Here is a 24,425-nt window from a genome sequence, read left to right as displayed (position 1 = left end):
TTTTTCGTATATCGTCAGGCTAGCTTCTGTCCGCAATTAGGGCAAAAATTCGCGCCTTCCGTTTTCGTTCCGCAGTTCGGACAGAATTTCGGCTTAGCCGCTCCTTCCGAGCCGTTTGCCTGTTCGGTCCCCTGATTCTGCTGACTTTGATTTTGCTGCGGCTGGTTCTGCTGATTTTGATTCATTTGGTTCATCATTTGATTTGCCACATTCATTCCCATCATCATGCCCGCCATGTCTGAGGCGGCGCCGCTTCCGCTCATTTTGCCGGATGACATGCCGTCCGTCATGGAAATCTGCTGATAGCGGTTCACATCCCCCACCATGCCGTAAGAAGCGTTTTTCGTAATCATATCCTGAACTTCCTGCGGATAGTTAAAGCTCATAATATTGAAGCCCGTAATCGACATGCCGTCTCCGATCAGCTGCATATCAAGATCTTCTTGAATCCCTTTTCCGATTTCAAATGAATTCGACTGCAGATTGAACATGTCTTTTCCTTCTCTGGTGATCCATTTCATCAAAAGCTGATCGAGAATAGACGTAATCCGGATTTTAATGTCCTCTACTAAATAGCTGTCTCTGACACCCGCAATCTTATCAATCAATCCGATGTAGTCAATGACCTTGAAGTTAAATGTGCCGTTTGCGCGGATCGGCATACCGCCCGGCATTCCTGCCGCCGGAATGTTGATGGCGTTTTTTGTGCCCCACTTCACGGTGAACTCCTTCGTATTCACAAACAGCACTTCCGCCCGCATGCCGCTGTTAAAGCCAAACTTAAACCCTTTTAGTGTCGATAGAAACGGAATGATTTCTGATTCGATATCATAATCGCCGTCATCACGGAAAATCCCTTCAATCTTCCCGTTGTATAAAAAGATGGCATCCTGTCCCGGCCGGATGATCAGACGGCTGCCTTTTTTAATTTCACGGTTGTTCCATTTATAGAAAACCATGTCGTCTCTGAATTCTTCCCATTCCACCACATTTGCTAACTGATTTCTGAAAAAACCCATGTATGCTCAAATCCTTTACATATAATTTAAAAACTTCCCTTGCTTCCGCTGTAACTCGTGCCGCCCCTCGTGACTCCGCCGTCATTGTCATTATCTTTATCAGGCTTTTTTTCTCTTGTAATGTCGGTTCGGATATATGTGTCGTGCTGGCTCAGCACTTCAGACGTATCGTGATCCATATACGTGCTGCCGGTGACGGTGACCTTGCCGCCGGAATTGTACACCATCACGGTGACGGCGATTCCGGCCGCGGCTGCAGCGATAATCAGCTGAAACCACCATGTGAGCAGCAGATTGTCAGACTTGTCGTCCGGACTTTTCCCCATATCTTTATAAGCCATCTTGATGTAGGTCTGAAACGCCTTTTCATAATGGCCTGCGGAAATATCTGACGAGATCGTATTTCTGATCGTATTCAGCCGGCTGCTGTTCAAATACGTCTCCGCCTTTTTATATCCGGAGAGAAATACTTCCCGATCCTTCATATCAATAGTCAATATCGCCGTGCTTCCGCTAAAATGACTGTCATAAAAATCACCGGCATACTGTTCGATCTCCTTACCGCCCGTTCCGTTTGCGGTAAGAATGATAAAATCGGTATGGCGCTTTTCTCCCAGCTTCCCGGCCAATTCCTCAAGTTTCTTCGTTTCATCCTTCGTTAATAAATGAGCATTGTCATAAACATATTGCTTCTGTTCCGCGGCAGACGCCGATGTATGTAAAGAAAAAGACAGCATCAGAAAAAGGACGAAGCAGAAGAGACACGCTTTTTTCATCGGTACTTTCATTAAAAACCGCCTCCTATCATAAGTGAGACGAGTCTTAATGCTAAAAACGCACCGGCGGTTATGCCGCCGAACCACGCGGCCACTTTTCCGGCACTGATCGGCGGTTTGCCGACAACCTTGCCCGTCTGCCCGTTCATCGCAAAAATGTGCTCAGCCCGCTCATAGTCGTAGCTGACCATCCAGACCGGAAGCAGTACGTAAAAGCTGCTGATTTTATCGGTCTGAATCTGCTCATCCGTAATGTCAGCCGTCGTATACCCGGAGAAGGTGGATCTGATATAAGAATCAATATAATGGCTGATTTTATCCTTCGCCCGCGGAAAAAGATCGTCATCGGTATAATTGTACTTTTCCGCTATATATCCCGCTAAATAGGCCGTATTAAACTCCTTCAGCTCACTGTATGAGTAAGGCTCCAATTTGTCCATTAATTCATCATTCATTTTTTCTGAAGCGTCGACCGGAATTTTGAGATAATCAAGATTGATATCGCGGTACGCGTTGTAATACTCGGTCTCCGTCACCCGGTATTCTCCATCTTCATAGTGACGCACTCTCGTACAAACGGCATTGACCTGAACCTTGCTGTTTAAGTCAAACATCCAAAACGGCACGTACATGCCGGTTATGCTCTTCACCCGATCGGCAGTCATAAATCCTTTCGGTGTCAGACGGCCGTTTCGGCACCACTTTTTAAAAGCGCTCATGGCCTCTTCTTTACTGATCGTAAAAGGGATCACCATCGAAGGCGCGAGATTTCCCGATAATCGGTCGGCGAGAACAGCGGCTCCTCCGCAAAACCCGCACGTCGTGGCCGTCGTTTCCGCCTCAGTCATTAATACTGCGCCGCAGTTCTCACAACGGTACTCGTTCGCCTCATTTTCGGAAAATCTCGTCGTTATATACTCTTTTGGCAGGCTCTCAATCTGATCCTGCCGCCCGCAGCTGTGACATGTCAGCATGCCGGATGAACTGTCAAAGACCATATCATCGCCGCAGTTCGGGCATTTATAAGAAATGATCATTCTGTTTCTCTCACTTTCTCTTTATATCGGACAAAACTGCATCCCGCTGTCTATTGATCTTTACTGAAAAGCATTTTCTGCTTAAGCGCCGCCAACTCATCGTCGACACTACTTTGATTGCTGTCATATTTAGCCGTCAGCTCGTCAATATCGTCTTTCGGAGACGCGTTCAGCTCAGCCATCGCATTGGCGTGATCAAGCGCCCGGTTGACCTTGTCTTCCATTCTGCCGAAAGCTGTCAGCGATTGGCCCGCGTTTGACACAGAGGACCCCAATTTGTTCATTCTCTCCTGCGTTTTTGCCACAGACCACTTCGCTTTGATGGCATTTCTTCGCGACTCAAGCTCTCCGATATCAGCGACAAGCTTGTCATGCATTTTGCGCATTTGAGACGCGTTGGAAGAAGCGAGCTGATAAGCCGTCTGCAGTTCAGTCAGTCTTGATTCAACAGCCGTTTTCCTTTCCAAAAATGTCCGCGCATCCGCTTCATTGCCGGCCTGCAACGCTTTTATCGCATAACTTTCCATCTTTTCGGCATCAGCCTGGCATTCTGTTAATGCTCTTTTCGCCCGCTGTTCCTCAGCCATGACAGAAGCTGTCTCCGCTTTCACTTTTCCTAAATCACTGTTCAGATTCCGCAAATATTGATCAACCATTTTTTCAGGGTTTTCAGCTTTATCCAGCAGCGCATTGATATTGCTTGACATAATGTCTTTAAATCTTCCTAAAATACTCATTTTTCATTTTCCTCCCAAAATTAAATAGTAACAAGTTCACAGTTATATATACTGTTTTTTTCGAAAAAGGTTTCATTTTCTCTTGAATTTATGTATTTTTATATGAAAATAGTCTCATTCAGCCCATTTGTGCCGGCGGAAATTCTTCACGAGCAGATACAGTGAGAACAAAAAATAAACAAACAGCCCGATCATCAACCCGCTCACTAACGGATAATGCTTCGCAGCATACACAAAGAAATCCAGCTGCGAAATCTGTTCCGGACTTGTAATCGTATCCGTCCCATTCAAAAGCTTTGAGAATTTAGCCGTATCATTCCAATCAAACGAATCAGAAACAAGCTCACTCCCCTGATACCAATTGACAGCGGCGAGACAAAGAAAACAAAAAACAGAAAACGCGCATTGCACAATCAGAAAAACATGTTTCATAAAAAAACATTCCTCCGCGGTTCAATATCACAGGCCGTCACACTGTACATGACGGCAGCAGCAGAAACTTGGTTTTACTCAGAACTGATAAAAACGTTATTGTATGTACTTCACAGCGATTCAATTTACTGGATGCCTTTCTAAAGTATACCGTATATCGAAAAGGGTTTCAGACCTAAATAAAGAGGATGCTTCCCGAAGTCCGATGACTTTCAAGAAACATCCTCCATACTTTACAGTGATACTTCAACCTCTTTTAAGCTCGGCAAAGCATCAATCGCACCGATTTTGGTGCACACGAGCGCCCCCACCTTATTGGCAAATGAGACAATATCACGCAGCTTCGCAAAATCTTCGGCTGCCGTCTGAATCTCAGCCGTGCGCGCCAGCTGATACAGCGCCGCGCCGACAAACGCATCTCCCGCTCCCGTTGAGTCTATTGATGTCACCGGAATGCTCGGAATGACGTCAATATCCTTCCCATTTGAAAGAAGGGTGCCGCTTTTCCCGAGTGTCACCGCCACAATACCAGCCCCGAGCTCATGAAGAACCGCAACGCCTTCTTTATGATCCTTCGCACCGCTGATGATCTCAAGCTCTTCGTCACTGACTTTCACAAAATCACTTACGGCAATGGCTTTTTTTGCGGTGTTTATAAACTCTGAAACTCTTCCTTTCCATAAATCCTCACGGTAGTTAGGATCGAAGGAAATAAACTGTCCATTGTCTTTCGCAATCGACATCAGCCGTAAATAGGCTGAGCAAAACGGATCAGATAACAATGCCGTCGCTGATCCGAAATGAAGGATTTTCGCATCGTTTACCTTTTCCAGATCAATATCATCCAGCGTAAACAAAGCGTCCGCTCCTCTGTTAAACACAAAGTCGCGCTCCCCGTTTTGTTTTAATGAAACAAACGCAAGCGTGGTAGGCGCTTTCTCATCCATGACGAGCATAGACGTATCGACGTGTACGGCGTCCAATGTCTGCTTCAGAAAATACCCGAACGGATCTTTGCCTGTTTTTCCGCTGAAAGCCGCGTCTCCGCCCAGCTTAGCAATGGCTGCCGACACATTCGCCGGTGCGCCGCCGGCACTTTTTAAGAAATTGCGCCCTTCCGTCAAATCAACATCCACATCGGTACAAAAGAAATCAATTAACAATTCTCCAATACAAATAACAGATTGGCTTCCCACATTATCACACTCATTTATCAATTCTCGATTATAGTTTCAGTATAGTGCTTTCAGTCATAAATACAACCGTTTACATAGAATATTTTAAATTTTACGTATACTCATCTTGCAGCCCTTTGCTCCAGATCAGACATCATCTGCTGATATTTCTTTTCAGTTAAAGGATAAAAAGAAATAAGAATAATAGACAGCAGAATGAACAATCCCGGAATGAGCGCATTCATATTTTTAATCGCAGTCAATGACGAGGCGGTCTGATCGGTATTCGCGGCATACCCGGCGATTCCGAGATAAACGGCCGAAAATGACCCGGCTAACGCAACTCCGAGCTTATTGATGAAACTCATGCTCGAAATCACCACGCCATCAGCCCGGACTCCGGTTTTCCATTCCGCATAATCGACACAATCGGCAACCATTCCCCAAGCAAGCGTATTTAAAGGCGTCGTAAAAAATCCCGAAACGAAAAGCCAAAAGAAAATAAGGGGAATCGAGGAATACGATGTAAACTGAAGGCCCGCATAAGAAATCAGCGATAACGCCGCCGTGATGATCATGACCTGCTTCCGGCCCCGCTTCTCAGAAAAGAAAGGAATAAACAGATTGCTGATCAGCGCGGCGCCGAAAAACAACACGGTTCCTAAAAACACAAATTCCTTATGGTTGACGTTATACGTAAAATAGTACACCATCGTGCTGAGCTTAATGTTAAACCCAATCGCAAACGCCAAAAATGCAGAAACCAAAATGAGCAAAGGCTTGTTTCGGAATAAAACAGACAACGTTTTTTTCATTCCTTGTTTTTTTCTTTTTTCAGGCTGAATCCGTTCCCGCACGGTAAAGAAGCTGAACAGATTCAACGCGATGCTCACCGCCGCGTAGATAAGCGCCGTCATCTGAAATCCAAACGCCTGATCTTTCCCGCCGATGGCGTCCGCAAGCGGTGTCGCACAAGAGATCGACAACAGAATTCCGATATAAACCAAAATCATCCGGGTCGTCGTCAGAACCGTCCGTTCCTCCACGGAATTCGTCATCCGACCCGTTAAGCTGTTGACCGGAATCGTCTGCATGCTGAAGGACATCCCAAGCAGAATATAAGTGATGTACGCATAAACCATGTTCCCCGTCTCGCCGAAATGAGGAGTCGTAAAGCATAAGAACGTAAATAACGCAAAAGGAAACGCCACCCACAAAAGATACGGCCTTGCCTTTCCCCATCTTGTATTCGTCTTGTCTAGAATCACGCCCATAATCGGGTCAAAAATAGCGTCCAGCACCCTTACGATAAGAAACAAAGCTGCGATGACCGCAGGCTTAATGCCGCCGACATCTGTATAGTAGAATAATAAGTATGCGTTTACAAACTGAAAGATAATATTGTACGACATATCGCCGAATCCGTAGCCGATCCGTTCCATCCAGGACAGGCCGCGATGTTTCGTCTTTACTGCCGCTGCTTTTTCTGTTTCAATCATCATTTCCCACCCCAAGAATCCGTTTTCATTTTTGATAAGCAAGAGGGAGAATGCAAAGATCCTCCCCGTTCACTCAGCGATTTGGATACACCATCACTTTTAAGCATTCATTTTTGTATTGAAAGGCGCGTTCCATCGCCTCTTGCGTCTTCTCCAGCGGATATTGGTCCGTTACAAGATGCTGCGTGTCCACTATGCCGGAAGCGAGAAATTCAATTCCCTTCGGATACGTATTCGCATAACGGAAGATTCCGTATATATCAATCTCGTTATCTGCAATAAACGGCACATTGAGCGGAATCTCGTTCTGAGAAGGCAAACCGACAATCGCCAGTTTTCCGCCCCGGCGCACGGAAGCCAGTGCGGATTGCAATGCCGCCGGATTCCCCGCTGTTTCCCAGGCAGCATCAACGCCTCTGCCATTCGTGATCGTTTTGATTTCTTCACCGGCATCCTGTTCCCGGACATTGATGACATGCGTCGCGCCCATTTTTTTCGCGGCATCTAACCGCAGCGGCTCCAAGTCGGTCACAATGATTGTGCCTGCCCCGTATGCTTTCGCTGCCGCAACGGCCATCAGCCCCACAGGACCCATGCCCATGATCGCAACCGTTGAACCGGGCTGAAGCTTCGTTCTCGCGGCCGCATGAATGCCGACAGAAAACGGTTCGATCAAAGCCGCATCTTCATAGGAAAGTGAATCCGGAATCGAAAAAACAAAGTCCTGACGCATTTTGATATATTGGACAAACGCGCCGTCAACCGGCGGTGTCGCCAAAAACTGTACATCCGGGCAAAGATTATAACGCCCTTCTTTGCACGCCTCACAGCGTCCGCATGTGACACCGGGTTCGACGGCGACACGGTCTCCCACCTTGAATTGACCGACAGCCGATCCGACGGCGGCAATTTCTCCCGCGCATTCATGACCGAGGATAAATGGTTTTTCCACTACATAATTGCCTATTCTGCCATTTGTATAGTAATGCAGATCAGATCCGCAAATTCCGACAGCCATCACCTTAATCAACACTTCATCATGATTGATGTCAGGCACGGGCAATGTTTCGATTTTGATTTCTCTCGTGTTGTGCATAACCGCCGCTTTCATGTTTTGAGGCACTGTGTGAGTCATTTGGCAAAATCCTTTCTCTGCTTTGAAATGTAAGTGCATACATTTTTGTTTTCTCTATTACTGCCCCTATTTTATCTGCTTTTCCATACGTTCAACAGCCTTTCCTGCTGTATAAAAGGACAGCCGCACTGTACTTTTTAATTTTTCATATACAAAAAACACTGAATTGATAAAATAGTACTAATAGGAGGTGCAGGCTAATGGCTGAACTAGAAAACCGGACACAATTTGCAGAACTGCTGGCACCTGCCGTCAAATCGCTGAAACATCATCCTGATTATAAAGTCAGAAGGAAAAAGAACGAAAAAACAGGACAGTCTTATATAGATCAAATCGCACTCCGATTAGGCGTTTCCTCTAACACGATCAAAAGCTGGATCGGACAGATGGGCGCAAACTACATTCCCGGACGAATTGACGACGGAAAGCTGTTCGGCTTGATTTGGATCATTATCGAAAAGACCGACATGGATCCTGAATGGCTGACCGGCCTTCTGGAAACCACCACCATTCCTGTCATCAAACCCGCATTGCCCGTTTGGACGGCGTCTTGTCTAAAAAAAGCAAAAATACGCCGGAAAGACGGATCATTCGGAGCGCCGAGTGATGAAGATGTTGAAAAAGCAGTAAAGCGGCTGTTTCATGACAGACCCGGCCATGAAACGAATGCGCTTACAGAAAAGCCCGTCACGCATAACTTACCGTCGCGCCGGACCGGGAACTTTATCGGACGCGGCTTTGATATGGAAGCGATCCGGCAATGGATGCTGTCTCCGTCACCGGTCTGTTTAATCACAGGCTGGGCCGGCATGGGAAAAACAACGATCGCTCTTGAAGCAGCCTACCTTTGTGCCGGCGGTTCACCAGATTGGCCGGCATTCAACAGCATCATCTGGATCAGCGCTGACTGGAAAGGATTGAGCTTCAGCGATTTTTTAAACACGATCGCCTATCAGCTTGGACGCGCAGAACAAATCGACAAATCTATCAACGAAAAACGCTTCGTCGTCCGCAATGCATTAGCCGCTCATTCAAATGAAAAACCCGTGCTGCTGATCGTTGACAGCATTGATACAGCGGAACGTGACATTCACGAATTTATCATCGGCCTTCCGCAAGGCGTAAAAGTCCTCCTTACGGCACGGGAAAACGTAAAACAGACTTACCGGGACGGCCTCGGGGAACTGGCGGCCATTCAGCTGAGCGGCCTTGAACAAATGGATGCCCTTGAATTTTTTCAGCAAGAAGTGCACCGCTGTCTGCAAACATGCAACCTCCCGCAAAAACGGGAAAAGCTGGAGCAGCTGCTGCGGCTATCGCCTGACCTTAAGAATGAATTCATCTCGGCAGCCGCCGGCAACCCGAAGGCCATGGCACTGAGCATTGCATACATGTCAGACGACGACATCCCCGCTCCCCAGCTCATTCAAGAACTTAAACAAGCGGGCTACTCATTATTGGAATTGTTTGAAGTTCTCTTTGGCCGCACATGGAACAGATGTCATGAAGACACACGAAAACTATGGCAGACGCTTTGCTTTTTCGCTAAGCCTCCTGATGAAAAAAGCTTGGCTCAAGCGGCCGGATTAGACGTCCGGCGGTTTCATTACGCCATTGAGCAAATGCGGTCATATGCTTTAATACAGCCGGAACGAAGCGAAGGAAGAATTCAATACGCAGCCCATCAAACCGTTATCGCTTACGGAGAACAGCACTTATCCGAAAATCACGAATTTGAAAAAGGAGCCCGCAGCCGCTGGGCGCATTATTATATTGATTATGCGGAAACCCATATAAAGCGGGAACAGCCCAATTCTGTCTATTGGAGCTACCTGCTGGGACGGAATTTAGAGCAAATGAAAAAAGAATGGCCGAACATCCTAAAGGTCATCGAATGGTCGAGTGAAACCGGACAACATGACATCCTGATCAAACTCAACATCCGCATCAGCCATTTTCTAAGCAGAATCAACCTGCCCCTGCGAATCGAATACGGATTAAAAGCCGCCGATGCCGCCCGTCAATCAGGCGAACACACACGGGAAGCCTACTTCAGGATCGACACGGCAGGCTGGGCGCTGATGGAAGTCAACGATTCAGACGGAGCCCTCAGGCAAATAGAAGCCGGCCTGAAGATACTCGAACAATCAGGCGCTCCGGCTCACGACGACTTGAAAGTATGGGGAACCGCCCTGCAATCGAGGCTGCTGTTAAAAACCGGAGAAGCGGAAAAAGCGGCAGCAATGCTGGAAGGCATCAAAGATCAGCCCGTCTCCCCCATTATCCGGCACAGGGTTCTTCTGGTCCGCGGCGACCTGAATTTCGCCCGCTCTCACTACGAAGAAGCCATCACATTATACGAAGCGGCAAACACAACCAGCGCCGCATACGGCGGCGAAAAAACAATAGAAGCCTATTTCAACCTGGGCATGGCTTACGTCAAGTGTGATCAGCTCGAAAAAGCGGAAAAAGCCTTTGAACAAATGCTCTATGACAAACACAACGCCAATCAAGTTGAGTTGATCTATTACTATTACGGAATGGCACAGCTCTTGTACCGAAAAGGAGAAAATAAGAAAGCGATGGAATCGAATCAAAAGGCGATTCGTCTGATTGATTCGTGGGAGCCTGGGATTGGGATTCGGGGTGAGGTGGAGCAGTTTAAAATAGTAATCGAAAATAATTAAATCTCATAATATTACTAGAATATCCGTAAAATTAGACCCCTTTAAAAGGCCTTATCAGTCAGTAAACCGATAAGGCCCTTTTATAATATATTTTTCTTGATCAGATATTTCACTTTACAATTTATTCATATGAATGATTTATAATACAAAAATTTAGTCTTTCTATAATAATAAAGATTATATATCTCTATCCAATTTATAAACCTCTTTAAAGAATTCTCTCACTTCCTCTTTATATTCTTCTGGGCAATCCTCATCAATACGTTTGCTCAATCCATCAATGAATTCATTCTCTTTAACAATCTTTTTGCTTAATAAAGTATTCAACATTGTATTGAACCTTATATCACTTACTATAATATTGAAATCATTCTTGATAGCAGCTTCTTCAACAATTTCTCCATCTTTAGTTTCGTTTGCAGTAGAGTAAAAATAATTTATGGTGAACATGCTAATACAAGTTCCAAGTAATGATACTGCATAAAAAATTGTGAAGAAAAGTCCATAAAATAATATAAATGAAAGTACAAGGAAGACTGACATATTAAATTGAATGTTAATACCAATAATAAAATAACAACAGACACAACTTACAATTAAGATGCCGATAATAAATCCAATATAAAAAAAACTAAATAAGATGGATAACAGCTTTTTAAAATTGTTTTCAAGTACCATCTGATGAGTAACTTTATACCCTATCGTTCCAGAGATTATTGCCAATCCACTCACCACAAAGCCTAACATTGTTAGTAATCCTGCAATGGCATATAAAATCATATTCTGGATTGTAGAAATAATATAATCTATATTATTGTCAATATTTGAGTTGATAAACTTATAACATATTATCACTAATATTATTGAACAAATAATTGAGAAATATCCTTCAAACTTTTTAAAATTAAATATATGTTTAGGTTTTCCTAATTCTTTATACAAAGCCCTAAAAGTAAAGCTTTTAGGTAAATCATTAGTATCCATTTCATCACCCTAACATATAAATATTATCTATAATTATTTTCCTTAAAATATTCTTAATCTTCAACTTCATTTTTTCAGATTATCGATTGTTCGCTTAGCTAATAATGCATCAATACCTCTCTTCACGTATACAATGAAGCCTTCTAAATTTTCCTTTGTGCTATCTGGAATTGTTGTTTGGTATGGAGAATTTTCATCAGAATCGTAAACTAGACTGGTGCCATCTTTTGATTCTCCATCTACCTCTAATTTACTGTATCCAAATACACTATAGGCCTCATTAAGCTCTAATGTTTCCTTTACTTCTGAGGAATTTAAATCTATACCTTTTTCATTCCTCTTATGGCTTTCAAGAATTCGTGTTTCTCTTGTTATATTTGCATGTTTCATTCCTTGCAATTTCGGCTCTAAAAGAGCCCTTATTTCTTCTTCATTTACATTAGGAGGAATTATAGTCGATTTTATTCTATTTACTTTATGTAACATTTTTATCCGATCCTTTATCGAGAATGGATCTTTAATTAACATTACCTTAAATCCAATTTTATCCACGTAAATATCTAATAAATTTTCAAAAGCCTCCATAAACTGATTATAACCTAACTTTTGTCGAGAATAAAAAGTTATAATCTCTGTCTCTAAATCAAAGTAGAATAGAGTACTAATGGAATTATTCTTATGAACTACTTTTTTGGAAGTCCGTGAAACGCTATCAAATTCTTCTCCAAACGTAGGCGTCCTTTTAACAAGTCGACCAGTAATATATTTTTCATTGTTGTTCTCTACTTTATTTAACTCTGAAAAGTTGTATGTTTCTTCCCGTTCTATTGTTTTTGTTTCACCCTGATCATCAGGGAACGTATTAACTTCCTTTTTATTGTATTCTCTTTTATCATCAAGTTGATCAAAAATCATTTTCATTATATCTGGTATAGTGATTTTTTTTTCATAAACATCAAAAATGTTAGAATTTATATTTACTTTTGCATAATAAAGTTTAGCCATATTTCCCTCCGTGAATCATCTACTAAATCTATAGTCATTATATCATGTTTTTAAGGAAATATTTATAAATTAGAATATAAAAAGGGGCTTGCACACTTTAATGAAAGTTGTATTGACTAATGACACTACAATTAGCATATAGAAGCCACAAAAAAGAGAAAAGGTATTAAGGTTAATTCATTATGCTTTAATTTTTCGAAATAACATGAAAAAAAAGACAGGGAAGCTTTTATGAAATTTAAAAAGAGGCTTCCCAAAAGTTCAAAGAACTCATGGAAAACCTCTAATTTAGACCCTTATTCAAGAAAATGTTACTCTTTTGTTACTCTTCGGTTATTTTCAAAGTAGATAAGAGTCTAGAAACCCCATTTTTACTGGGTTTCTGGGGCAATGATTACATCATTCCGCCCATACCGCCCATGCCGCCCATGTCAGGCATTCCTGCGCCGCCGGCGTTTTCTTCCGGTTTGTCAGCGACAACGGCTTCAGTTGTCAGGAGCATTGCTGCTACAGAAGCTGCGTTTTGCAGGGCTGAACGTGTCACTTTTGTCGGGTCAACGATACCTTTTTCGATCATGTTTACCCATTCGCCGGTTGCAGCGTTGAAGCCTACGCCGATTTTTTCGTTTTTCAGGCGCTCAACGATGACAGATCCTTCAAGACCTGCATTGTGTGCGATTTGACGGATCGGCTCTTCAAGCGCGCGAAGCACGATGTTGATACCTGTTTGCGCATCGCCTTCAGCTTCCACTGCAGCGACTTTGTTGTATACGTTGACAAGCGCTGTACCACCGCCGGATACGATACCTTCTTCAACAGCTGCGCGAGTTGAGTTGAGGGCGTCTTCGATGCGAAGTTTACGCTCTTTCAGCTCAGTTTCAGTCGCAGCGCCGACTTTGATGACAGCTACGCCGCCGGCAAGTTTTGCAAGACGCTCTTGTAATTTTTCTCTGTCGAATTCAGAAGTTGTTTCTTCCACTTGAGCGCGGATTTGGTTGACGCGTGCAGCGATTTTTTCAGTGTCGCCGGCGCCTTCTACGATTGTTGTGTTTTCTTTCGTTACCACAACTTTAGAAGCGCGTCCCAATTGTCCGATTTCAGTAGATTTCAGGTCAAGGCCTAAGTCTTCTGTGATTACTTCTCCGCCTGTAAGAACAGAGATGTCTTCAAGCATTGCTTTACGGCGGTCACCGAAGCCAGGAGCTTTAACGGCAACAGCGTTGAATGTGCCGCGAAGTTTGTTGACAACGAGTGTAGCAAGAGCTTCACCTTCAACATCTTCAGCGATCAGAAGCAATGGTTTGCCTTGCTGTACAACTTGCTCAAGCACAGGAAGGATTTCTTGAATGTTTGTGATTTTTTTGTCTGTGATTAAGATGTAAGGATTGTCAAGAACCGCTTCCATCTTATCAGAGTCAGTCACCATGTAAGGAGACGCATATCCGCGGTCGAATTGCATACCTTCCACAACTTCAAGCTCAGTTGTGAAGCCTTTAGACTCTTCGATTGTGATGACGCCGTCGTTTCCTACGCGCTCCATTGCTTCAGCGATAAGGCTTCCCACTTCCTCATCAGCAGCAGAGATCGCAGCAACCTGAGCGATAGACTCTTTGCCTTCGATCGGCTTAGAAATTTCTTTTAAGTTTTCGATTGCAACAGTTACGGCTTGTTCCATACCTTTACGTACGCCGACAGGGTTAGCCCCCGCAGTTACGTTTTTCAGGCCTTCACGGATCATAGCCTGCGCAAGAACTGTTGCAGTTGTTGTACCGTCACCGGCAACGTCGTTTGTTTTGCTGGCTACTTCAGCTACAAGCTTCGCACCCATGTTTTCAAACGCGTCTTCAAGTTCAATTTCTTTTGCGATTGTTACACCGTCATTAGTAATTAACGGAGAACCGAATTTTTTCTCCAGAACCACGTTGCGTCCTTTTGGCCCTAAAGTTACTTTTACAGCGTCAGCAAGCGCATCGACACCGCGAAGCATAGCGCGGCGTGCTTCTTCACTAAACTTAATATCTTTTGCCATGTTAACGAAACCTCCTCGAATTTTTAAAAATATTTATTTGCTTAGCCGATTACAGCTAAAATGTCGCTTTCACGTAAGATTAAGTATTCAGCACCTTCGTATTTCACTTCAGTACCGGCGTATTTTGAGAAGATAATGCGGTCGCCCTCTTTTACTTCTAAAGCAACGCGCTCTCCGCTTTCCAACACGCGACCTGAACCGGCTGCCACGATTTTGCCTTCTTGCGGCTTTTCTTTTGCAGAATCCGGTAATACGATTCCGCTGGCAGTTTTTTCTTCAGATTCTACGAGTTCAATGACAACGCGATCACCTAATGGCTTTAACAATGTAATAACCTCCTCAATAGTATGAATATGTAATTTTAGCACTCAGCTCTAAAGAGTGCTAACACAGTTATTATAATAAAGAATCTCACTTCCAATTTCAAGTCATAAGAATAAAAAATTTTCACGCTTACATGATTCTCTCTCGCACTGATTTTCTCCTTTTTTCACGTCAAGTTCACTTGTGTTACAATAAGAACAAATAAGTTGATTTTATAGGATAAAGGAGTACATATCATTTGAGAAAACAGTATTGGTATATCATTTTGACATATGTTATCATGCAGCTTTCCGCCTTGATCGGCATTCCTTTAATGTACAAATTCGGCTATGCGGGCGGGCACCCTACGAATGCGAATCTCACCATGGCTCAGGGGATTTATTCCGTCGTAAGCTTTTTTATCTGCCTGATTATCGTTCTCTTGATTTTGAGAACCGCGCCGAAACAGACATTAAGAAACGGGAAGAAAGCATCCGCCGGCATGTCCGTTCTCTGGGCGGTCGCGGGAATATGGCTCGCTTTATTTTCTCAGGGAATCGCCGGGATGATTGAGCAGTATGTCTTTCATGTGGGCAGCGGTTCCGAAAACACGAAAGCCATTCTCAACATTATTAAAGCCATGCCGCTCATGATTATCGTTTCTTCTATCGTCGGGCCGATTCTTGAAGAAATCATTTTCCGGAAGATCATCTTCGGTGTATTATATGAAAAAACGAATTTCTTTATCGCCGGACTGATCAGTTCCGTCATTTTCGGCATTGTGCATCAAGACCTCACGCACCTGCTGCTGTATACGGCCATGGGCTTTACCTTTGCGTTCTTGTATGTGCAGACGAAACGGATTATTGTGCCGATATTCGCCCATGTCATGATGAATACCATTGTCGTGGTCATGCAGCTCGGCCCCGCCCAAAAATATATTGAACAGCATAGTGAGCAAATGCAATTAATTATTGGAGGATTGTTTGTATGAGGAACCCAATGACTTGGGGCTTGATTTATTTCGCAGTCGGCTGTATCTTTACGTATTTGGCCGCAAGCTCTCCGGGAAGCATGTGGTCTTTTTATTCCATACTGCTGATGGTTTTCGCCGCTTATAATATCAGCATCTCGTTTAAAATGTTCGCCTTCTCATTTAAAGTGAAGAAAAATCAAAAATAATAAAAGAAAAGCCATTTCTCATCATTGAGAAATGGCTTTTCTTATGCTGATACGTCCTGGTCAGATTCACTGTCGGTCTGCCTTTTCCGATACGCCGCTTTTGAAATCAGGATACTGATCTCATATAAAATGCAAAGCGGAATGGTAATCATCAAGTGAGACAGCAGCTCAGGCGGCGCAATCATCGCGGCGATCACGAGCAGCACAAAATATGCGTACTTCCTGATCTTCGATAAAAACATCGGCGTGATAACACCGAGTCTCGTTAAAAACATGATCAGCACCGGCATCTGAAACAGCAGCCCGAACGGAATCGTCAGCTGCAGCAGAAAATGAAAGTACTCGGTGATCCCGATTACCTGGTTGACATCCAGGTCATTCGAGACCCGCTTCATAAAATCAACGACCAGCGGAAATAAAATATAATAAGAAAACGACACACCGCCGACAAACAGCACGATCGAAATCGGAATATAGCTGAGTGTTACTTTGCGCTCCTTCTCATACAGACCCGGACTGACAAACGCCCAAATCTGATAGAGAATAATCGGCGAAGTCAAAATGATGCCGATGATAAACGCGAACTGCAAAAAGATAAACAGCGGATCCGTCAGGTTAAAAGCATTAAGGGTGAGCTCTTTTACTTCATCGGCTTTTTGAAGATACACAATGATAGGTTTTGCCAGAAAAAAGCCGGCAATAAAGAAAACCGTAAAGGATAACGCCACAATCAGCAATCGTTTCCGAAGTTCGGCAATATGCTCCACAAGCGTCATTTGATTCACTCTCATACGCGTCATCCTATCTTACTGTTCTTCTTTCTTTTTTTCCTCTTCTTCACCGGCTAATCCCTTAGTAGCGTTCTTAAATTCACGAAGCGTGTCCCCCGCCGCTTTTCCTAATTCGGGAAGCTTCTTCGGACCGAAAATAATCACCGCCACCACACCGATAACCGCCAGGCTTCCAGGACCGATCATGTGCAGCTCCTCCTTTCGCTATTCAATTTCTTCCAAAACAGAATAATGCTTTAAGAAATAAACCAATGATTGAAGCTCTACTGCTAAATCTATATGATGAATTCGAATGTGATCCGGCACATTCAAACGGGCCGGCGTAAAGTTAAGGATTCCCTTGATTCCGAGCGACACGAGCCGGTCGGTGATTGACTGGGCGGCAACCGCCGGAACGGTAAGAATCGCCACGGGTTCATCCTTTATGTGAAGCTCTAAATCATCAAGATCAAAGACAGGCACACCGCCTACCTCAGTTCCTATTTTACTCTGATTCACATCAAAAGCCATAGATATTTTTGTGTTATTATTTTTTGTGAAATTATAGTGAAGAAACGCCGTCCCTAAATTCCCGACACCGATCAAAATGACGTTCGTCGTTTCATCCTGATCCAGTGTTTTTCTGAAAAATGACAGCAGGTAATCCACATTATAGCCGTATCCTTTTTTGCCGAGCGCCCCGAAATAGGAAAAATCCCGGCGGATCGTGGCCGAATCGACTTTTACCGCGTCGCTCAGTTCAGCTGATGAAACGCGCTGCTTTCCTGACGCGTGTAAATTCTTTAAAAAGCGATAATAAAGCGGCAGCCGTTTTGCCGTCGCCTGTGGAATTTTTGATTGATCCTTGTTCATGATTGGTCCTCCACTTTATACTCAGATGCATCTCTTTTAAAATCACCGTTTTTGCCTCCTGTTTTTTCCATGAGGCAGGTCGGGCCGATGACCATTCCTTTATCCAGCGCCTTGCACATGTCATACACGGTCAAAGCGCAGACTGAAGCGGAAGTTAGCGCTTCCATTTCCACACCTGTACTCCCTTTCGTTTTTACGCTTGCCTGTATATGAAGAACGGCTTCGGAATCCTTTTCCTCCCAGCCGAATGAAATGTCGACGCTGCTTAAAGAAAGCGGGTGGCACATCGGGATAATCGCTGACGTCTGCTTTGCGGCCATAATTCCTGCCACCTGTGCGACAGCCAGCACGTCTCCTTTTCCGATCTCGCGGTTTTTGATTCTGCTGTACACGTCATGTTTCATGTGTACGCTGGATATCGCAGCGGCAGTACGGACTGTTGAAGATTTATCGCTTATATCCACCATGCGGGCACGGCCTTCTTCATTAAAATGAGAAAATCCATTCATATTTAAACTCTCCTTACTTCTGATCATACACTATTTTCTCCCTGATGTCTTATCCTATAATGTTCCAATTCTGATGTATTGTTTGCTGACAGCAGGTTGATAAGCTACACTTAACTTATTATAACAGAGGTGAAATAATATGATGATCTTACAAATTAATCAGCTATCCAAATCTTTTGGCGCTGATCCTATTTTAAACAATATAAAGCTTGAAGTCAGATCTCGGGATCGCATCGCCATAGTAGGCAGAAACGGAGCCGGCAAATCAACTCTCCTTAAAATTATCGCAGGTCACCTTTCATATGAAAAGGGTGAATTAATCAAACCGAAAGAATTAACGATGGGATATCTTGCCCAGCACACTGGCTTGGAATCCCAGCTTACCATAAAAGAAGAACTGCTGAGCGTTTTTGATTTCCTGAAAGCAATGGAAAAAGAGATGCGCTCTATTGAAGAAAAGATGGCCACGGCCGCCCCGGCGGAGCTTGAGACGCTGATGAAAACCTATGACAGGCTTCAGCAGGATTTCAAGGATAAAGGCGGCTACCAATATGAAGCGGACGTCCGATCTATCCTTCACGGACTCGGCTTCGGAAAATTTGACGATTCCGTGAAAGTGCAAAGCCTGAGCGGCGGTCAGAAAACAAGGCTTGCGCTCGGAAAACTGCTGCTGACCCAGCCTGATCTGCTTATTCTGGATGAACCGACGAACCATCTCGACATCGATACGCTTACATGGCTTGAGCATTATTTACAGGGATATTCAGGCGCAATCCTGATCGTTTCCCACGACAGATACTTTCTTGATAAAGTCGTCAGCCAAGTGTACGAGGTCTCCCGGACAGAAAGCAAAAAATACCTCGGCAACTACAGCGCCTATTTAGAACAAAAAGCCGAGCAGTATGAGAAAGACCTGAAGCTGTATGAAAAACAGCAGGACGAAATCGCCAAGCTTCAAGATTTTGTCGACCGCAATCTGGCCAGAGCTTCTACAACGAAAAGAGCCCAAAGCAGACGAAAACAGCTGGAACGGATGGACGTCATGGCAAAGCCGCTCGGGGATGAAAAATCAGCCGCCTTCCGTTTTGACATTACAAAACAGAGCGGAAACGACGTCCTGCGTGTACAGGATGTTTCCATCAGCTATGACGGCCAGCCGCCGCTCTTGAAAAACCTGACCTTCGGCATTACAAGAGGCGAAAGCGCCGCCCTCGTCGGACCGAACGGAATCGGCAAATCAACCTTGCTGAAAACGATTATGAATACAATCAGTCCGGAATCCGGGTCGATCACGTACGGTTCCAACGTCACAATCGGCTATTACGATCAGGAGCAGGCTGAACTGACATCGTCCAAACGCGTGCTGGACGAGCTGTGGGATGAGTATCCGGACATGCCGGAAAAAGAGATCAGAACATGCCTCGGCAACTTTCTGTTCAGCGGAGACGATGTCCTGAAACCGGTCCGTTCGTTAAGCGGCGGGGAGAAAGCAAGAGTCGCGCTTGCCAAGCTGATGCTTCAAAAAGCAAACTTTCTCATCCTTGATGAGCCGACAAACCACCTTGACCTGGATAGTAAAGAGGTGCTGGAAAACGCCCTGATCGACTACCCGGGAACACTGTTATTTGTATCGCATGACCGCTACTTTATTAACAGGATCGCCACAAGAGTGCTGGAGCTGTCACCTGATCATGCAGAAGAATATTTGGGAGACTATGACTATTACACCGAGAAAAAAGCCCAGCAGCTGGAACTGGAAGAAATGAAGCGGCAGGAAAAGGAGCAGGCTCAGCCTGCCGGCAAGGTCAAACAGGATACGAAAAGAACTTACGAGGAAGAAAAAGAATGGAAGAAGAAAGAACGGCAGCGCCTGAGACGCATTGAAGAAATCGAAGCGGCCGTCTCATCCGCCGAAGAGAAAATCAGTGCCAATGAGGAGCTGCTGTGCGACCCTGACGTGTATCAGGATCATGAAAAAGTACAGACCATTCACGCGGAGAATGAAGCCCTGAATCAAGAGCTCGAAAACTTATTAGCAGAATGGGAGGAACTCTCCTCAGAAGAATAGAAAAAGTCAAGCACCTCTTTAAGGGGTGCTTTTTTATCCACAGCTATCCTCCTTGTCAGCCATTTAAGCAAGCGCTTTATACACACTATCCACAAAATTTTCTGACTTTATCCACTTTACTAACAACTTACAGTCCCTTATCCAGACTGGATTTCTGAATATATTCACAATCCTGTGGATATATTAGAATTATCTGTTAATAAGTAAAAAAAAAAGCCTCACGTTTTACAACGTGAGACGATCAAAGGATGTTAATTCCAAACCGGGCTGTCCGTTCATATCATATGAGCCCCGGATCCCCTTTTCAAAAGCAACGGTTCCGGCAGCCGCAATCATCGCTGCATTGTCCGTGCATAAAGAAAGCGGCGGGATGATAAGCTCGGGATCTCCCGAATGGCTGAATTCCTGCTGCAGTGCGGCTCTCAGCCCTTTGTTAGCGGCTACGCCTCCTGCAAGCAGCACTTGTTTAACCCCGTATTCTTTCGCGGCCTTAGAGGTTTTTGCCGTCAGTACATCAATGACACTCTGCTGAAAGCTTGCGGCAAGATCCTCCGGAGGAATCACCTCATTTTTTTGCGAGGCGTTATGAAGCGTGTTAATCACGGCTGATTTCAGGCCGCTGAAGCTGAAATTGTAAGACCCTTCTTCCAGCCACGCACGCGGAAGCGGAATGGAATCCGTTCCCACAGCAGCCAGCTTATCAATCTGCGGCCCTCCCGGATAAGGAAGCCCCATCGTTCTTGCCACTTTGTCATAAGCTTCGCCTGCGGCATCATCCAGCGTTTCACCGATAACCTCGAATGAACCGTGCTCTTTCATATAAACCAATTCCGTATGTCCGCCTGACACAACCAAAGCAAGCGCCGGGAACTGAAGCTCTCCTATCAGCCTGTTTGCATAAATATGGCCCGCAATGTGATGGACGCCGACTAACGGTATTTGATGGGCAAAGCTTAACGCCTTTGCCGCATTGACTCCGATTAACAGGGCTCCGACAAGTCCGGGTCCTTCCGTTACAGCAATCGCATCAAGATCATCAAAGCCCATCTCCGCCTTTGAAAGAGCTTCCTCAATCACAAGGGTAATCTGCTCCACATGATGTCTGGACGCTATTTCAGGCACGACCCCGCCGAAACGTTTATGGCTTTCAATTTGAGAAGCGACAACGTTTGAAATGATGTCTTTTCCGTTTTTTACGACTGAGGCCGCAGTTTCATCACAGCTTGTTTCGATTCCTAATACATAAATATCTTGTTTTTCACTCATGTAATGTCACCCACATTAATAACGCATCTTCCCCGTTATCTGTATAGTATTGTTTTCTGATTCCTCCGGCCTGAAGACCGAATTTCTTATATAAGGATTGGGCGGGATGATTTGAGACCCTGACTTCGAGAGAGAGCCTTCTTGCCTTTTTTTCTCTGCACAATTCTATCGCAGAGCGAAACAGCGCTTCTCCCAACGATTGGCCCCGATATTCCGGCTTAATGGCTATGTTCGTAATCTGCGCGTCATCTATAATAATCCAGATTCCGCAATACCCCGCCAGACAGCCGTCCTTTTCAATGACAAGGTAGTGGGCATACGGATTTTCCAAAAGCTCATGATAAAATGAATCCTTCGTCCACGGAGAAGTAAAGGATGCTGTTTCAATTTCATAAATTTGATCAATATCTTCCGGCCGCATGCTTCGTATCGCCGTTTTCGTTTTCATCCCTATCACCCTATTTTTGAGATTCCATCCATTTCGCTTCAGCCTCTGCCAGACGCAAATAATCAGGAACAAGGCTGTGGACATCCGCTTCTTCTTTTTCCAAGCCTAAAAACGCCAGCTCTGACGGCCGCGGATTATGCTGTGCAGCCGTTCCTATCACTGCTTGAGATGTCATTTCATGCAGAATGGTTTCTTCATGGATGGCTGTATCGTGCCCTAAAAATAAAACCGGAGACGCTTTTTCTTTCAGCATGCCGAGCCAATCAGTCAAAAGGACATTCTGATCAGGAAGAACGGATTGTAATCGGCCGTTCTGATATTCATAAAGTCCCGTATATACCTGTCCGCGCCGGGCATCAAATAACGGGCAGATCAGTCCTTGAAAGTGCCGTCCGTTAGCCGCCAGCACCTCCAGGCTCGAGACAGCGGAAACCGGAAGCTTCAGCGACCATGCCAATGTTTTTGCCAGCGTCACACCGATTCTGACACCTGTGTACGATCCAGGTCCTTTCGCCACCGCTATTTTCGTAAGGTCCTGCGGTGTTAGGCCGCAATCCTTCAGCAATGAATTGACAGCAGGCATCGCCCGCACGGAATGATTCTTTTTTAAATATGTAATATACTCCGCCATCACCGTTTTGTCACGAACGAGCGCGGCACCCAGCGTGTAATTTGACGTATCAATTGCCAGTATTGTCATGTTTATTTATCTCCTCACAAAGCGTTTCATACCGTGTTCCGAAAGCCGTAAAGGTAATGTCCCTTGCCTCATCACCGGCTCTCTTGATGACGATCTGCAGCCGTTCAGCAGGCAGCTGATCCTGAATTAAATGAGCCCATTCAATTAAACAGACGCCTTGTCCCTCAAAATATTCTTCAAGCCCTAAGTCTTCGCTTTCATCCTCCATACGATACACATCCATATGATATAGAGGAATCGAACCGTCATGGTATTCTTTTATAATTGTAAAAGTCGGGCTGTTTACCACTCTCGTGATTCCCAGTCCTTCGGCAAAACCCTTTGTAAAAGTCGTTTTTCCCGCGCCTAAGTCGCCTTCCAGTGTCAAAATGTCTCCCGGCTTTGCCAAAGAAGCGGCAAGCTTGGCTACGGCTTTCGTTTCTTCGGGGTTTTTCGTTCTCCATTGTAATGTCTTCAAAGTGAGTCACCCGTCTTATTTAAAATGATTGTATCCTTTTTTCTCAAGGACGATTTGTCTCTGATCATTGGCTGTCAAAAGAACACATGCTTCCTTCCGTTCAGACACCGCCCCTATCTTCGCTATCGGAATGCCTGACTGAGAGCAGTAATCAAGCAGAGAGGTCCACTCTTGCTGAGAAACCGTTCCAACCAATTCAAAATCTTCACCGCCGAATAACACCCATTTCTTCCACTCAGAATTTGCCTCAGGCAAATCCGGATGCACCGGCAGAAGTTGTTCTTCAATTTCTATCGTAACTGAACTTGCCGCAGCTATTTCATGCAGCTCACTGGCCAATCCGTCACTGATATCATTCAGAGCCGCGCGCTGAAGCTGAGAGCAGAAGCGGCCGACTTGAACTCTCGGAACGGGCCGTTTATGTTTTCGGATAAAATAATCACTCGTGTGAAAAGCAGAAGAAAGTGTTTCTCCCAACAAAAGAGACAGTCCTGCTGCGGACGAGCCGATATCCCCCGTAACAAACACAACATCTCCGGGTCTTGCCGAGCTTCGCAGACAAGCGCAATCCTTCTCAACTTCTCCGATGACAGTAACGGTAATTACGGCTTGACCGGAAGCGGAGACGGTATCTCCCCCGATCAAATCCATTTGATATAGTTTCGCCAGTTCCGCCATCCCTTCATACATTGCCTGGACGTCAGCTTTCTGCCAGCAAGAAGGAACCGCTAGAGACACCAAATAAAACTTCGGAATGCCTCCCATCGCCGCCACGTCACTAATGTTAACAGCAAGCGCTTTATAACCGATATCATGAGGAGAGGAATACTCTAATTTAAAATGGACATTCTCCACCATTGTATCAAGGCAGACAATTTGCTGCATATGGGGTGACGCTGTATAAACCGCACCATCATCACCGATCCCTACATCGACGGAAGGATGATAATGCGAATGCGGTGTAATACTGTGAATCAAATCAAACTCATCCATATATCTCCCGTCTCCCTTTCTGACGCTCTTGTGAAATACAGCTCTTTCTAGTGTATCGGATTATGTTTCAATATCCAAGACTTTAACGATATAAAAGAAAGCTTGGTTAGATACCAAGCTGCCAGCATTAAAAGAAAACACAAAAAAAACGAAAACATGATCGTTTCGTTTACAATAAAAATGGCGGTCCGGACGGGACTCGAACCCGCGACCTCCTGCGTGACAGGCAGGCATTCTAACCAACTGAACTACCGGACCATTTAATTTTTGGTTGCGGGGGCAGGATTTGAACCTGCGACCTTCGGGTTATGAGCCCGACGAGCTACCGAACTGCTCCACCC

At 44.8% G+C, this 24,425-nt stretch carries 25 protein-coding genes and 2 tRNA genes (1 of these 27 only partly in view); 4 read left to right on the top strand and 23 right to left on the bottom strand.

Going from position 1 to position 24,425, the window contains the following annotated elements:
- Window positions 1-14 precede the first annotated feature (14 nt).
- From ACWJJ5_RS16095 to gutB, 8 genes are all read right to left on the bottom strand, one after another.
- Window positions 15-1,019: an SPFH domain-containing protein gene (locus tag ACWJJ5_RS16095; protein WP_063174572.1), complete on the bottom strand. Its 1,005-nt coding sequence runs from the start codon at window positions 1,017-1,019 to the stop codon at window positions 15-17.
- A gap of 26 nt (window positions 1,020-1,045) precedes the next feature.
- Window positions 1,046-1,807 carry a TPM domain-containing protein gene (locus tag ACWJJ5_RS16090; RefSeq protein WP_173613080.1) on the bottom strand — a complete coding sequence of 254 codons (762 nt, stop codon included), beginning with the start codon at window positions 1,805-1,807 and terminating at the stop codon, window positions 1,046-1,048.
- On the bottom strand, window positions 1,807-2,832 hold the full coding sequence (locus ACWJJ5_RS16085) for a TFIIB-type zinc ribbon-containing protein (RefSeq protein WP_176283153.1): 1,026 nt from the start codon (window positions 2,830-2,832) through the stop codon (window positions 1,807-1,809). The genes ACWJJ5_RS16090 and ACWJJ5_RS16085 overlap by 1 nt, the downstream gene beginning before the upstream one ends.
- Window positions 2,833-2,882: 50 nt before the next feature.
- Entirely contained in the window at window positions 2,883-3,569 is a 687-nt protein-coding gene (locus tag ACWJJ5_RS16080) for a PspA/IM30 family protein (RefSeq protein ID WP_454022531.1), read from the bottom strand.
- Window positions 3,570-3,683: 114 nt separating this feature from the next.
- Window positions 3,684-4,001, bottom strand: coding sequence for a YjdJ family protein (locus ACWJJ5_RS16075; protein ID WP_025853950.1), 318 nt, complete (start codon window positions 3,999-4,001; stop codon window positions 3,684-3,686).
- 233 nt (window positions 4,002-4,234) lie between these two features.
- Window positions 4,235-5,197: a carbohydrate kinase family protein gene (locus tag ACWJJ5_RS16070; RefSeq protein WP_060674424.1), complete on the bottom strand. Its 963-nt coding sequence runs from the start codon at window positions 5,195-5,197 to the stop codon at window positions 4,235-4,237.
- A gap of 101 nt (window positions 5,198-5,298) precedes the next feature.
- Window positions 5,299-6,675: an MFS transporter gene (locus ACWJJ5_RS16065; protein ID WP_070082688.1), complete on the bottom strand. Its 1,377-nt coding sequence runs from the start codon at window positions 6,673-6,675 to the stop codon at window positions 5,299-5,301.
- Window positions 6,676-6,748: 73 nt separating this feature from the next.
- Window positions 6,749-7,810, bottom strand: a complete 1,062-nt coding sequence (gene gutB, locus ACWJJ5_RS16060) for a sorbitol dehydrogenase (RefSeq protein ID WP_182069616.1) — start codon at window positions 7,808-7,810, stop codon at window positions 6,749-6,751.
- Between the two features lie 200 nt (window positions 7,811-8,010).
- Here gutB and ACWJJ5_RS16055 point away from each other — a divergent pair, with 200 nt between their 5' ends.
- On the top strand, window positions 8,011-10,497 hold the full coding sequence (locus ACWJJ5_RS16055; RefSeq protein WP_454022530.1) for an NB-ARC domain-containing protein: 2,487 nt from the start codon (window positions 8,011-8,013) through the stop codon (window positions 10,495-10,497).
- A 177-nt stretch (window positions 10,498-10,674) separates the two neighbouring features.
- Here the strand turns inward: ACWJJ5_RS16055 and ACWJJ5_RS16050 are convergent, their stop codons facing one another.
- The 4 genes from ACWJJ5_RS16050 to groES form a co-directional block, all read right to left on the bottom strand.
- Window positions 10,675-11,481 (bottom strand): hypothetical protein, encoded by an 807-nt coding sequence (locus tag ACWJJ5_RS16050; protein WP_058906611.1) that lies wholly within the window; start codon window positions 11,479-11,481, stop codon window positions 10,675-10,677.
- Window positions 11,482-11,547: 66 nt separating this feature from the next.
- Window positions 11,548-12,486 carry a hypothetical protein gene (locus tag ACWJJ5_RS16045; RefSeq protein ID WP_454022529.1) on the bottom strand — a complete coding sequence of 313 codons (939 nt, stop codon included), beginning with the start codon at window positions 12,484-12,486 and terminating at the stop codon, window positions 11,548-11,550.
- A 394-nt stretch (window positions 12,487-12,880) separates the two neighbouring features.
- Window positions 12,881-14,515: a chaperonin GroEL gene (gene groL, locus ACWJJ5_RS16040; RefSeq protein WP_003155941.1), complete on the bottom strand. Its 1,635-nt coding sequence runs from the start codon at window positions 14,513-14,515 to the stop codon at window positions 12,881-12,883.
- 41 nt (window positions 14,516-14,556) lie between these two features.
- Window positions 14,557-14,841 carry a co-chaperone GroES gene (gene groES / locus ACWJJ5_RS16035; protein WP_013351185.1) on the bottom strand — a complete coding sequence of 95 codons (285 nt, stop codon included), beginning with the start codon at window positions 14,839-14,841 and terminating at the stop codon, window positions 14,557-14,559.
- 236 nt (window positions 14,842-15,077) lie between these two features.
- Between groES and ACWJJ5_RS16030 the strand changes: the two genes are divergently transcribed.
- Window positions 15,078-15,812: a CPBP family intramembrane glutamic endopeptidase gene (locus tag ACWJJ5_RS16030; RefSeq protein WP_003155972.1), complete on the top strand. Its 735-nt coding sequence runs from the start codon at window positions 15,078-15,080 to the stop codon at window positions 15,810-15,812.
- Window positions 15,809-16,000 carry a YdiK family protein gene (locus ACWJJ5_RS16025; RefSeq protein WP_003155975.1) on the top strand — a complete coding sequence of 64 codons (192 nt, stop codon included), beginning with the start codon at window positions 15,809-15,811 and terminating at the stop codon, window positions 15,998-16,000. Before ACWJJ5_RS16030 ends, ACWJJ5_RS16025 begins: the two co-directional genes overlap by 4 nt.
- A 41-nt stretch (window positions 16,001-16,041) precedes the next feature.
- Here the strand turns inward: ACWJJ5_RS16025 and tatC are convergent, their stop codons facing one another.
- Genes tatC through moaC form a run of 4 tightly spaced genes read right to left on the bottom strand, consistent with a single transcriptional unit; the run spans window position 16,042 to window position 18,152 of the window.
- Window positions 16,042-16,800: a twin-arginine translocase subunit TatC gene (gene tatC, locus ACWJJ5_RS16020; RefSeq protein ID WP_454022528.1), complete on the bottom strand. Its 759-nt coding sequence runs from the start codon at window positions 16,798-16,800 to the stop codon at window positions 16,042-16,044.
- Between the two features lie 6 nt (window positions 16,801-16,806).
- On the bottom strand, window positions 16,807-16,977 hold the full coding sequence (locus tag ACWJJ5_RS16015; protein ID WP_003155981.1) for a twin-arginine translocase TatA/TatE family subunit: 171 nt from the start codon (window positions 16,975-16,977) through the stop codon (window positions 16,807-16,809).
- An 18-nt stretch (window positions 16,978-16,995) separates the two neighbouring features.
- The gene (locus ACWJJ5_RS16010; RefSeq protein ID WP_146276233.1) at window positions 16,996-17,643 is read right to left on the bottom strand and encodes a redox-sensing transcriptional repressor Rex; all 648 of its coding nucleotides are present in this window, start codon (window positions 17,641-17,643) and stop codon (window positions 16,996-16,998) included.
- Complete coding sequence (gene moaC, locus ACWJJ5_RS16005) at window positions 17,640-18,152, bottom strand: cyclic pyranopterin monophosphate synthase MoaC (RefSeq protein WP_003155986.1); 513 nt, start codon at window positions 18,150-18,152, stop codon at window positions 17,640-17,642. Before moaC ends, ACWJJ5_RS16010 begins: the two co-directional genes overlap by 4 nt.
- 139 nt (window positions 18,153-18,291) lie before the next feature.
- Here moaC and ACWJJ5_RS16000 point away from each other — a divergent pair, with 139 nt between their 5' ends.
- Entirely contained in the window at window positions 18,292-20,220 is a 1,929-nt protein-coding gene (locus ACWJJ5_RS16000; protein ID WP_020953910.1) for an ABC-F family ATP-binding cassette domain-containing protein, read from the top strand.
- A gap of 225 nt (window positions 20,221-20,445) precedes the next feature.
- On the opposite strand, the gene tsaD is transcribed toward ACWJJ5_RS16000, so the two are convergent.
- From tsaD to ACWJJ5_RS15965, 7 genes are all read right to left on the bottom strand, one after another.
- On the bottom strand, window positions 20,446-21,486 hold the full coding sequence (gene tsaD / locus ACWJJ5_RS15995; protein ID WP_077721880.1) for a tRNA (adenosine(37)-N6)-threonylcarbamoyltransferase complex transferase subunit TsaD: 1,041 nt from the start codon (window positions 21,484-21,486) through the stop codon (window positions 20,446-20,448).
- Window positions 21,479-21,934, bottom strand: a complete 456-nt coding sequence (rimI, locus tag ACWJJ5_RS15990; protein WP_003155993.1) for a ribosomal protein S18-alanine N-acetyltransferase — start codon at window positions 21,932-21,934, stop codon at window positions 21,479-21,481. The genes tsaD and rimI overlap by 8 nt, the downstream gene beginning before the upstream one ends.
- A 10-nt stretch (window positions 21,935-21,944) precedes the next feature.
- A complete protein-coding gene (gene tsaB, locus ACWJJ5_RS15985; protein WP_454022527.1) occupies window positions 21,945-22,634 on the bottom strand; it encodes a tRNA (adenosine(37)-N6)-threonylcarbamoyltransferase complex dimerization subunit type 1 TsaB in 690 nt (229 codons plus the stop codon).
- Window positions 22,615-23,091 carry a tRNA (adenosine(37)-N6)-threonylcarbamoyltransferase complex ATPase subunit type 1 TsaE gene (tsaE, locus tag ACWJJ5_RS15980; protein ID WP_070081450.1) on the bottom strand — a complete coding sequence of 159 codons (477 nt, stop codon included), beginning with the start codon at window positions 23,089-23,091 and terminating at the stop codon, window positions 22,615-22,617. Before tsaE ends, tsaB begins: the two co-directional genes overlap by 20 nt.
- 15 nt (window positions 23,092-23,106) lie before the next feature.
- Window positions 23,107-24,084: a thiamine-phosphate kinase gene (thiL, locus tag ACWJJ5_RS15975; RefSeq protein WP_326360442.1), complete on the bottom strand. Its 978-nt coding sequence runs from the start codon at window positions 24,082-24,084 to the stop codon at window positions 23,107-23,109.
- A 181-nt stretch (window positions 24,085-24,265) separates the two neighbouring features.
- Window positions 24,266-24,342 (bottom strand) — tRNA-Asp (locus ACWJJ5_RS15970).
- Window positions 24,343-24,352: 10 nt separating this feature from the next.
- Window positions 24,353-24,425: transfer RNA gene (locus ACWJJ5_RS15965), tRNA-Met, on the bottom strand (it continues 4 nt past the right edge of the window).

It is taken from the genome of Bacillus sp. JK74 (assembly GCF_053663395.1).
Note: the sequence above shows the minus strand (reverse complement) of the source record. Positions and strands in the feature narration are given on the sequence as shown.

Excerpts from the sequence above, each read along its gene's own strand:
- ACWJJ5_RS16095 (WP_063174572.1), bottom strand. The coding sequence starts at position 1,019 with ATGGGTTTTTTCAGAAATCAGTTAGCAAATGTGGTGGAATGGGAAGAA.
- ACWJJ5_RS16090 (WP_173613080.1), bottom strand. The coding sequence starts at position 1,807 with ATGAAAGTACCGATGAAAAAAGCGTGTCTCTTCTGCTTCGTCCTTTTT.
- ACWJJ5_RS16085 (WP_176283153.1), bottom strand. The coding sequence starts at position 2,832 with ATGATCATTTCTTATAAATGCCCGAACTGCGGCGATGATATGGTCTTT.
- ACWJJ5_RS16080 (WP_454022531.1), bottom strand. The coding sequence starts at position 3,569 with ATGAGTATTTTAGGAAGATTTAAAGACATTATGTCAAGCAATATCAAT.
- ACWJJ5_RS16075 (WP_025853950.1), bottom strand. The coding sequence starts at position 4,001 with ATGAAACATGTTTTTCTGATTGTGCAATGCGCGTTTTCTGTTTTTTGT.
- ACWJJ5_RS16065 (WP_070082688.1), bottom strand. The coding sequence starts at position 6,675 with ATGATTGAAACAGAAAAAGCAGCGGCAGTAAAGACGAAACATCGCGGC.
- gutB (WP_182069616.1), bottom strand. The coding sequence starts at position 7,810 with ATGACTCACACAGTGCCTCAAAACATGAAAGCGGCGGTTATGCACAAC.
- ACWJJ5_RS16055 (WP_454022530.1), top strand. The coding sequence starts at position 8,011 with ATGGCTGAACTAGAAAACCGGACACAATTTGCAGAACTGCTGGCACCT.
- ACWJJ5_RS16050 (WP_058906611.1), bottom strand. The coding sequence starts at position 11,481 with ATGGATACTAATGATTTACCTAAAAGCTTTACTTTTAGGGCTTTGTAT.
- ACWJJ5_RS16045 (WP_454022529.1), bottom strand. The coding sequence starts at position 12,486 with ATGGCTAAACTTTATTATGCAAAAGTAAATATAAATTCTAACATTTTT.
- groL (WP_003155941.1), bottom strand. The coding sequence starts at position 14,515 with ATGGCAAAAGATATTAAGTTTAGTGAAGAAGCACGCCGCGCTATGCTT.
- ACWJJ5_RS16025 (WP_003155975.1), top strand. The coding sequence starts at position 15,809 with ATGAGGAACCCAATGACTTGGGGCTTGATTTATTTCGCAGTCGGCTGT.
- tatC (WP_454022528.1), bottom strand. The coding sequence starts at position 16,800 with ATGACGCGTATGAGAGTGAATCAAATGACGCTTGTGGAGCATATTGCC.
- ACWJJ5_RS16015 (WP_003155981.1), bottom strand. The coding sequence starts at position 16,977 with ATGATCGGTCCTGGAAGCCTGGCGGTTATCGGTGTGGTGGCGGTGATT.
- ACWJJ5_RS16010 (WP_146276233.1), bottom strand. The coding sequence starts at position 17,643 with ATGAACAAGGATCAATCAAAAATTCCACAGGCGACGGCAAAACGGCTG.
- moaC (WP_003155986.1), bottom strand. The coding sequence starts at position 18,152 with ATGAATGGATTTTCTCATTTTAATGAAGAAGGCCGTGCCCGCATGGTG.
- ACWJJ5_RS16000 (WP_020953910.1), top strand. The coding sequence starts at position 18,292 with ATGATGATCTTACAAATTAATCAGCTATCCAAATCTTTTGGCGCTGAT.
- tsaD (WP_077721880.1), bottom strand. The coding sequence starts at position 21,486 with ATGAGTGAAAAACAAGATATTTATGTATTAGGAATCGAAACAAGCTGT.
- rimI (WP_003155993.1), bottom strand. The coding sequence starts at position 21,934 with ATGAAAACGAAAACGGCGATACGAAGCATGCGGCCGGAAGATATTGAT.
- tsaB (WP_454022527.1), bottom strand. The coding sequence starts at position 22,634 with ATGACAATACTGGCAATTGATACGTCAAATTACACGCTGGGTGCCGCG.
- thiL (WP_326360442.1), bottom strand. The coding sequence starts at position 24,084 with ATGGATGAGTTTGATTTGATTCACAGTATTACACCGCATTCGCATTAT.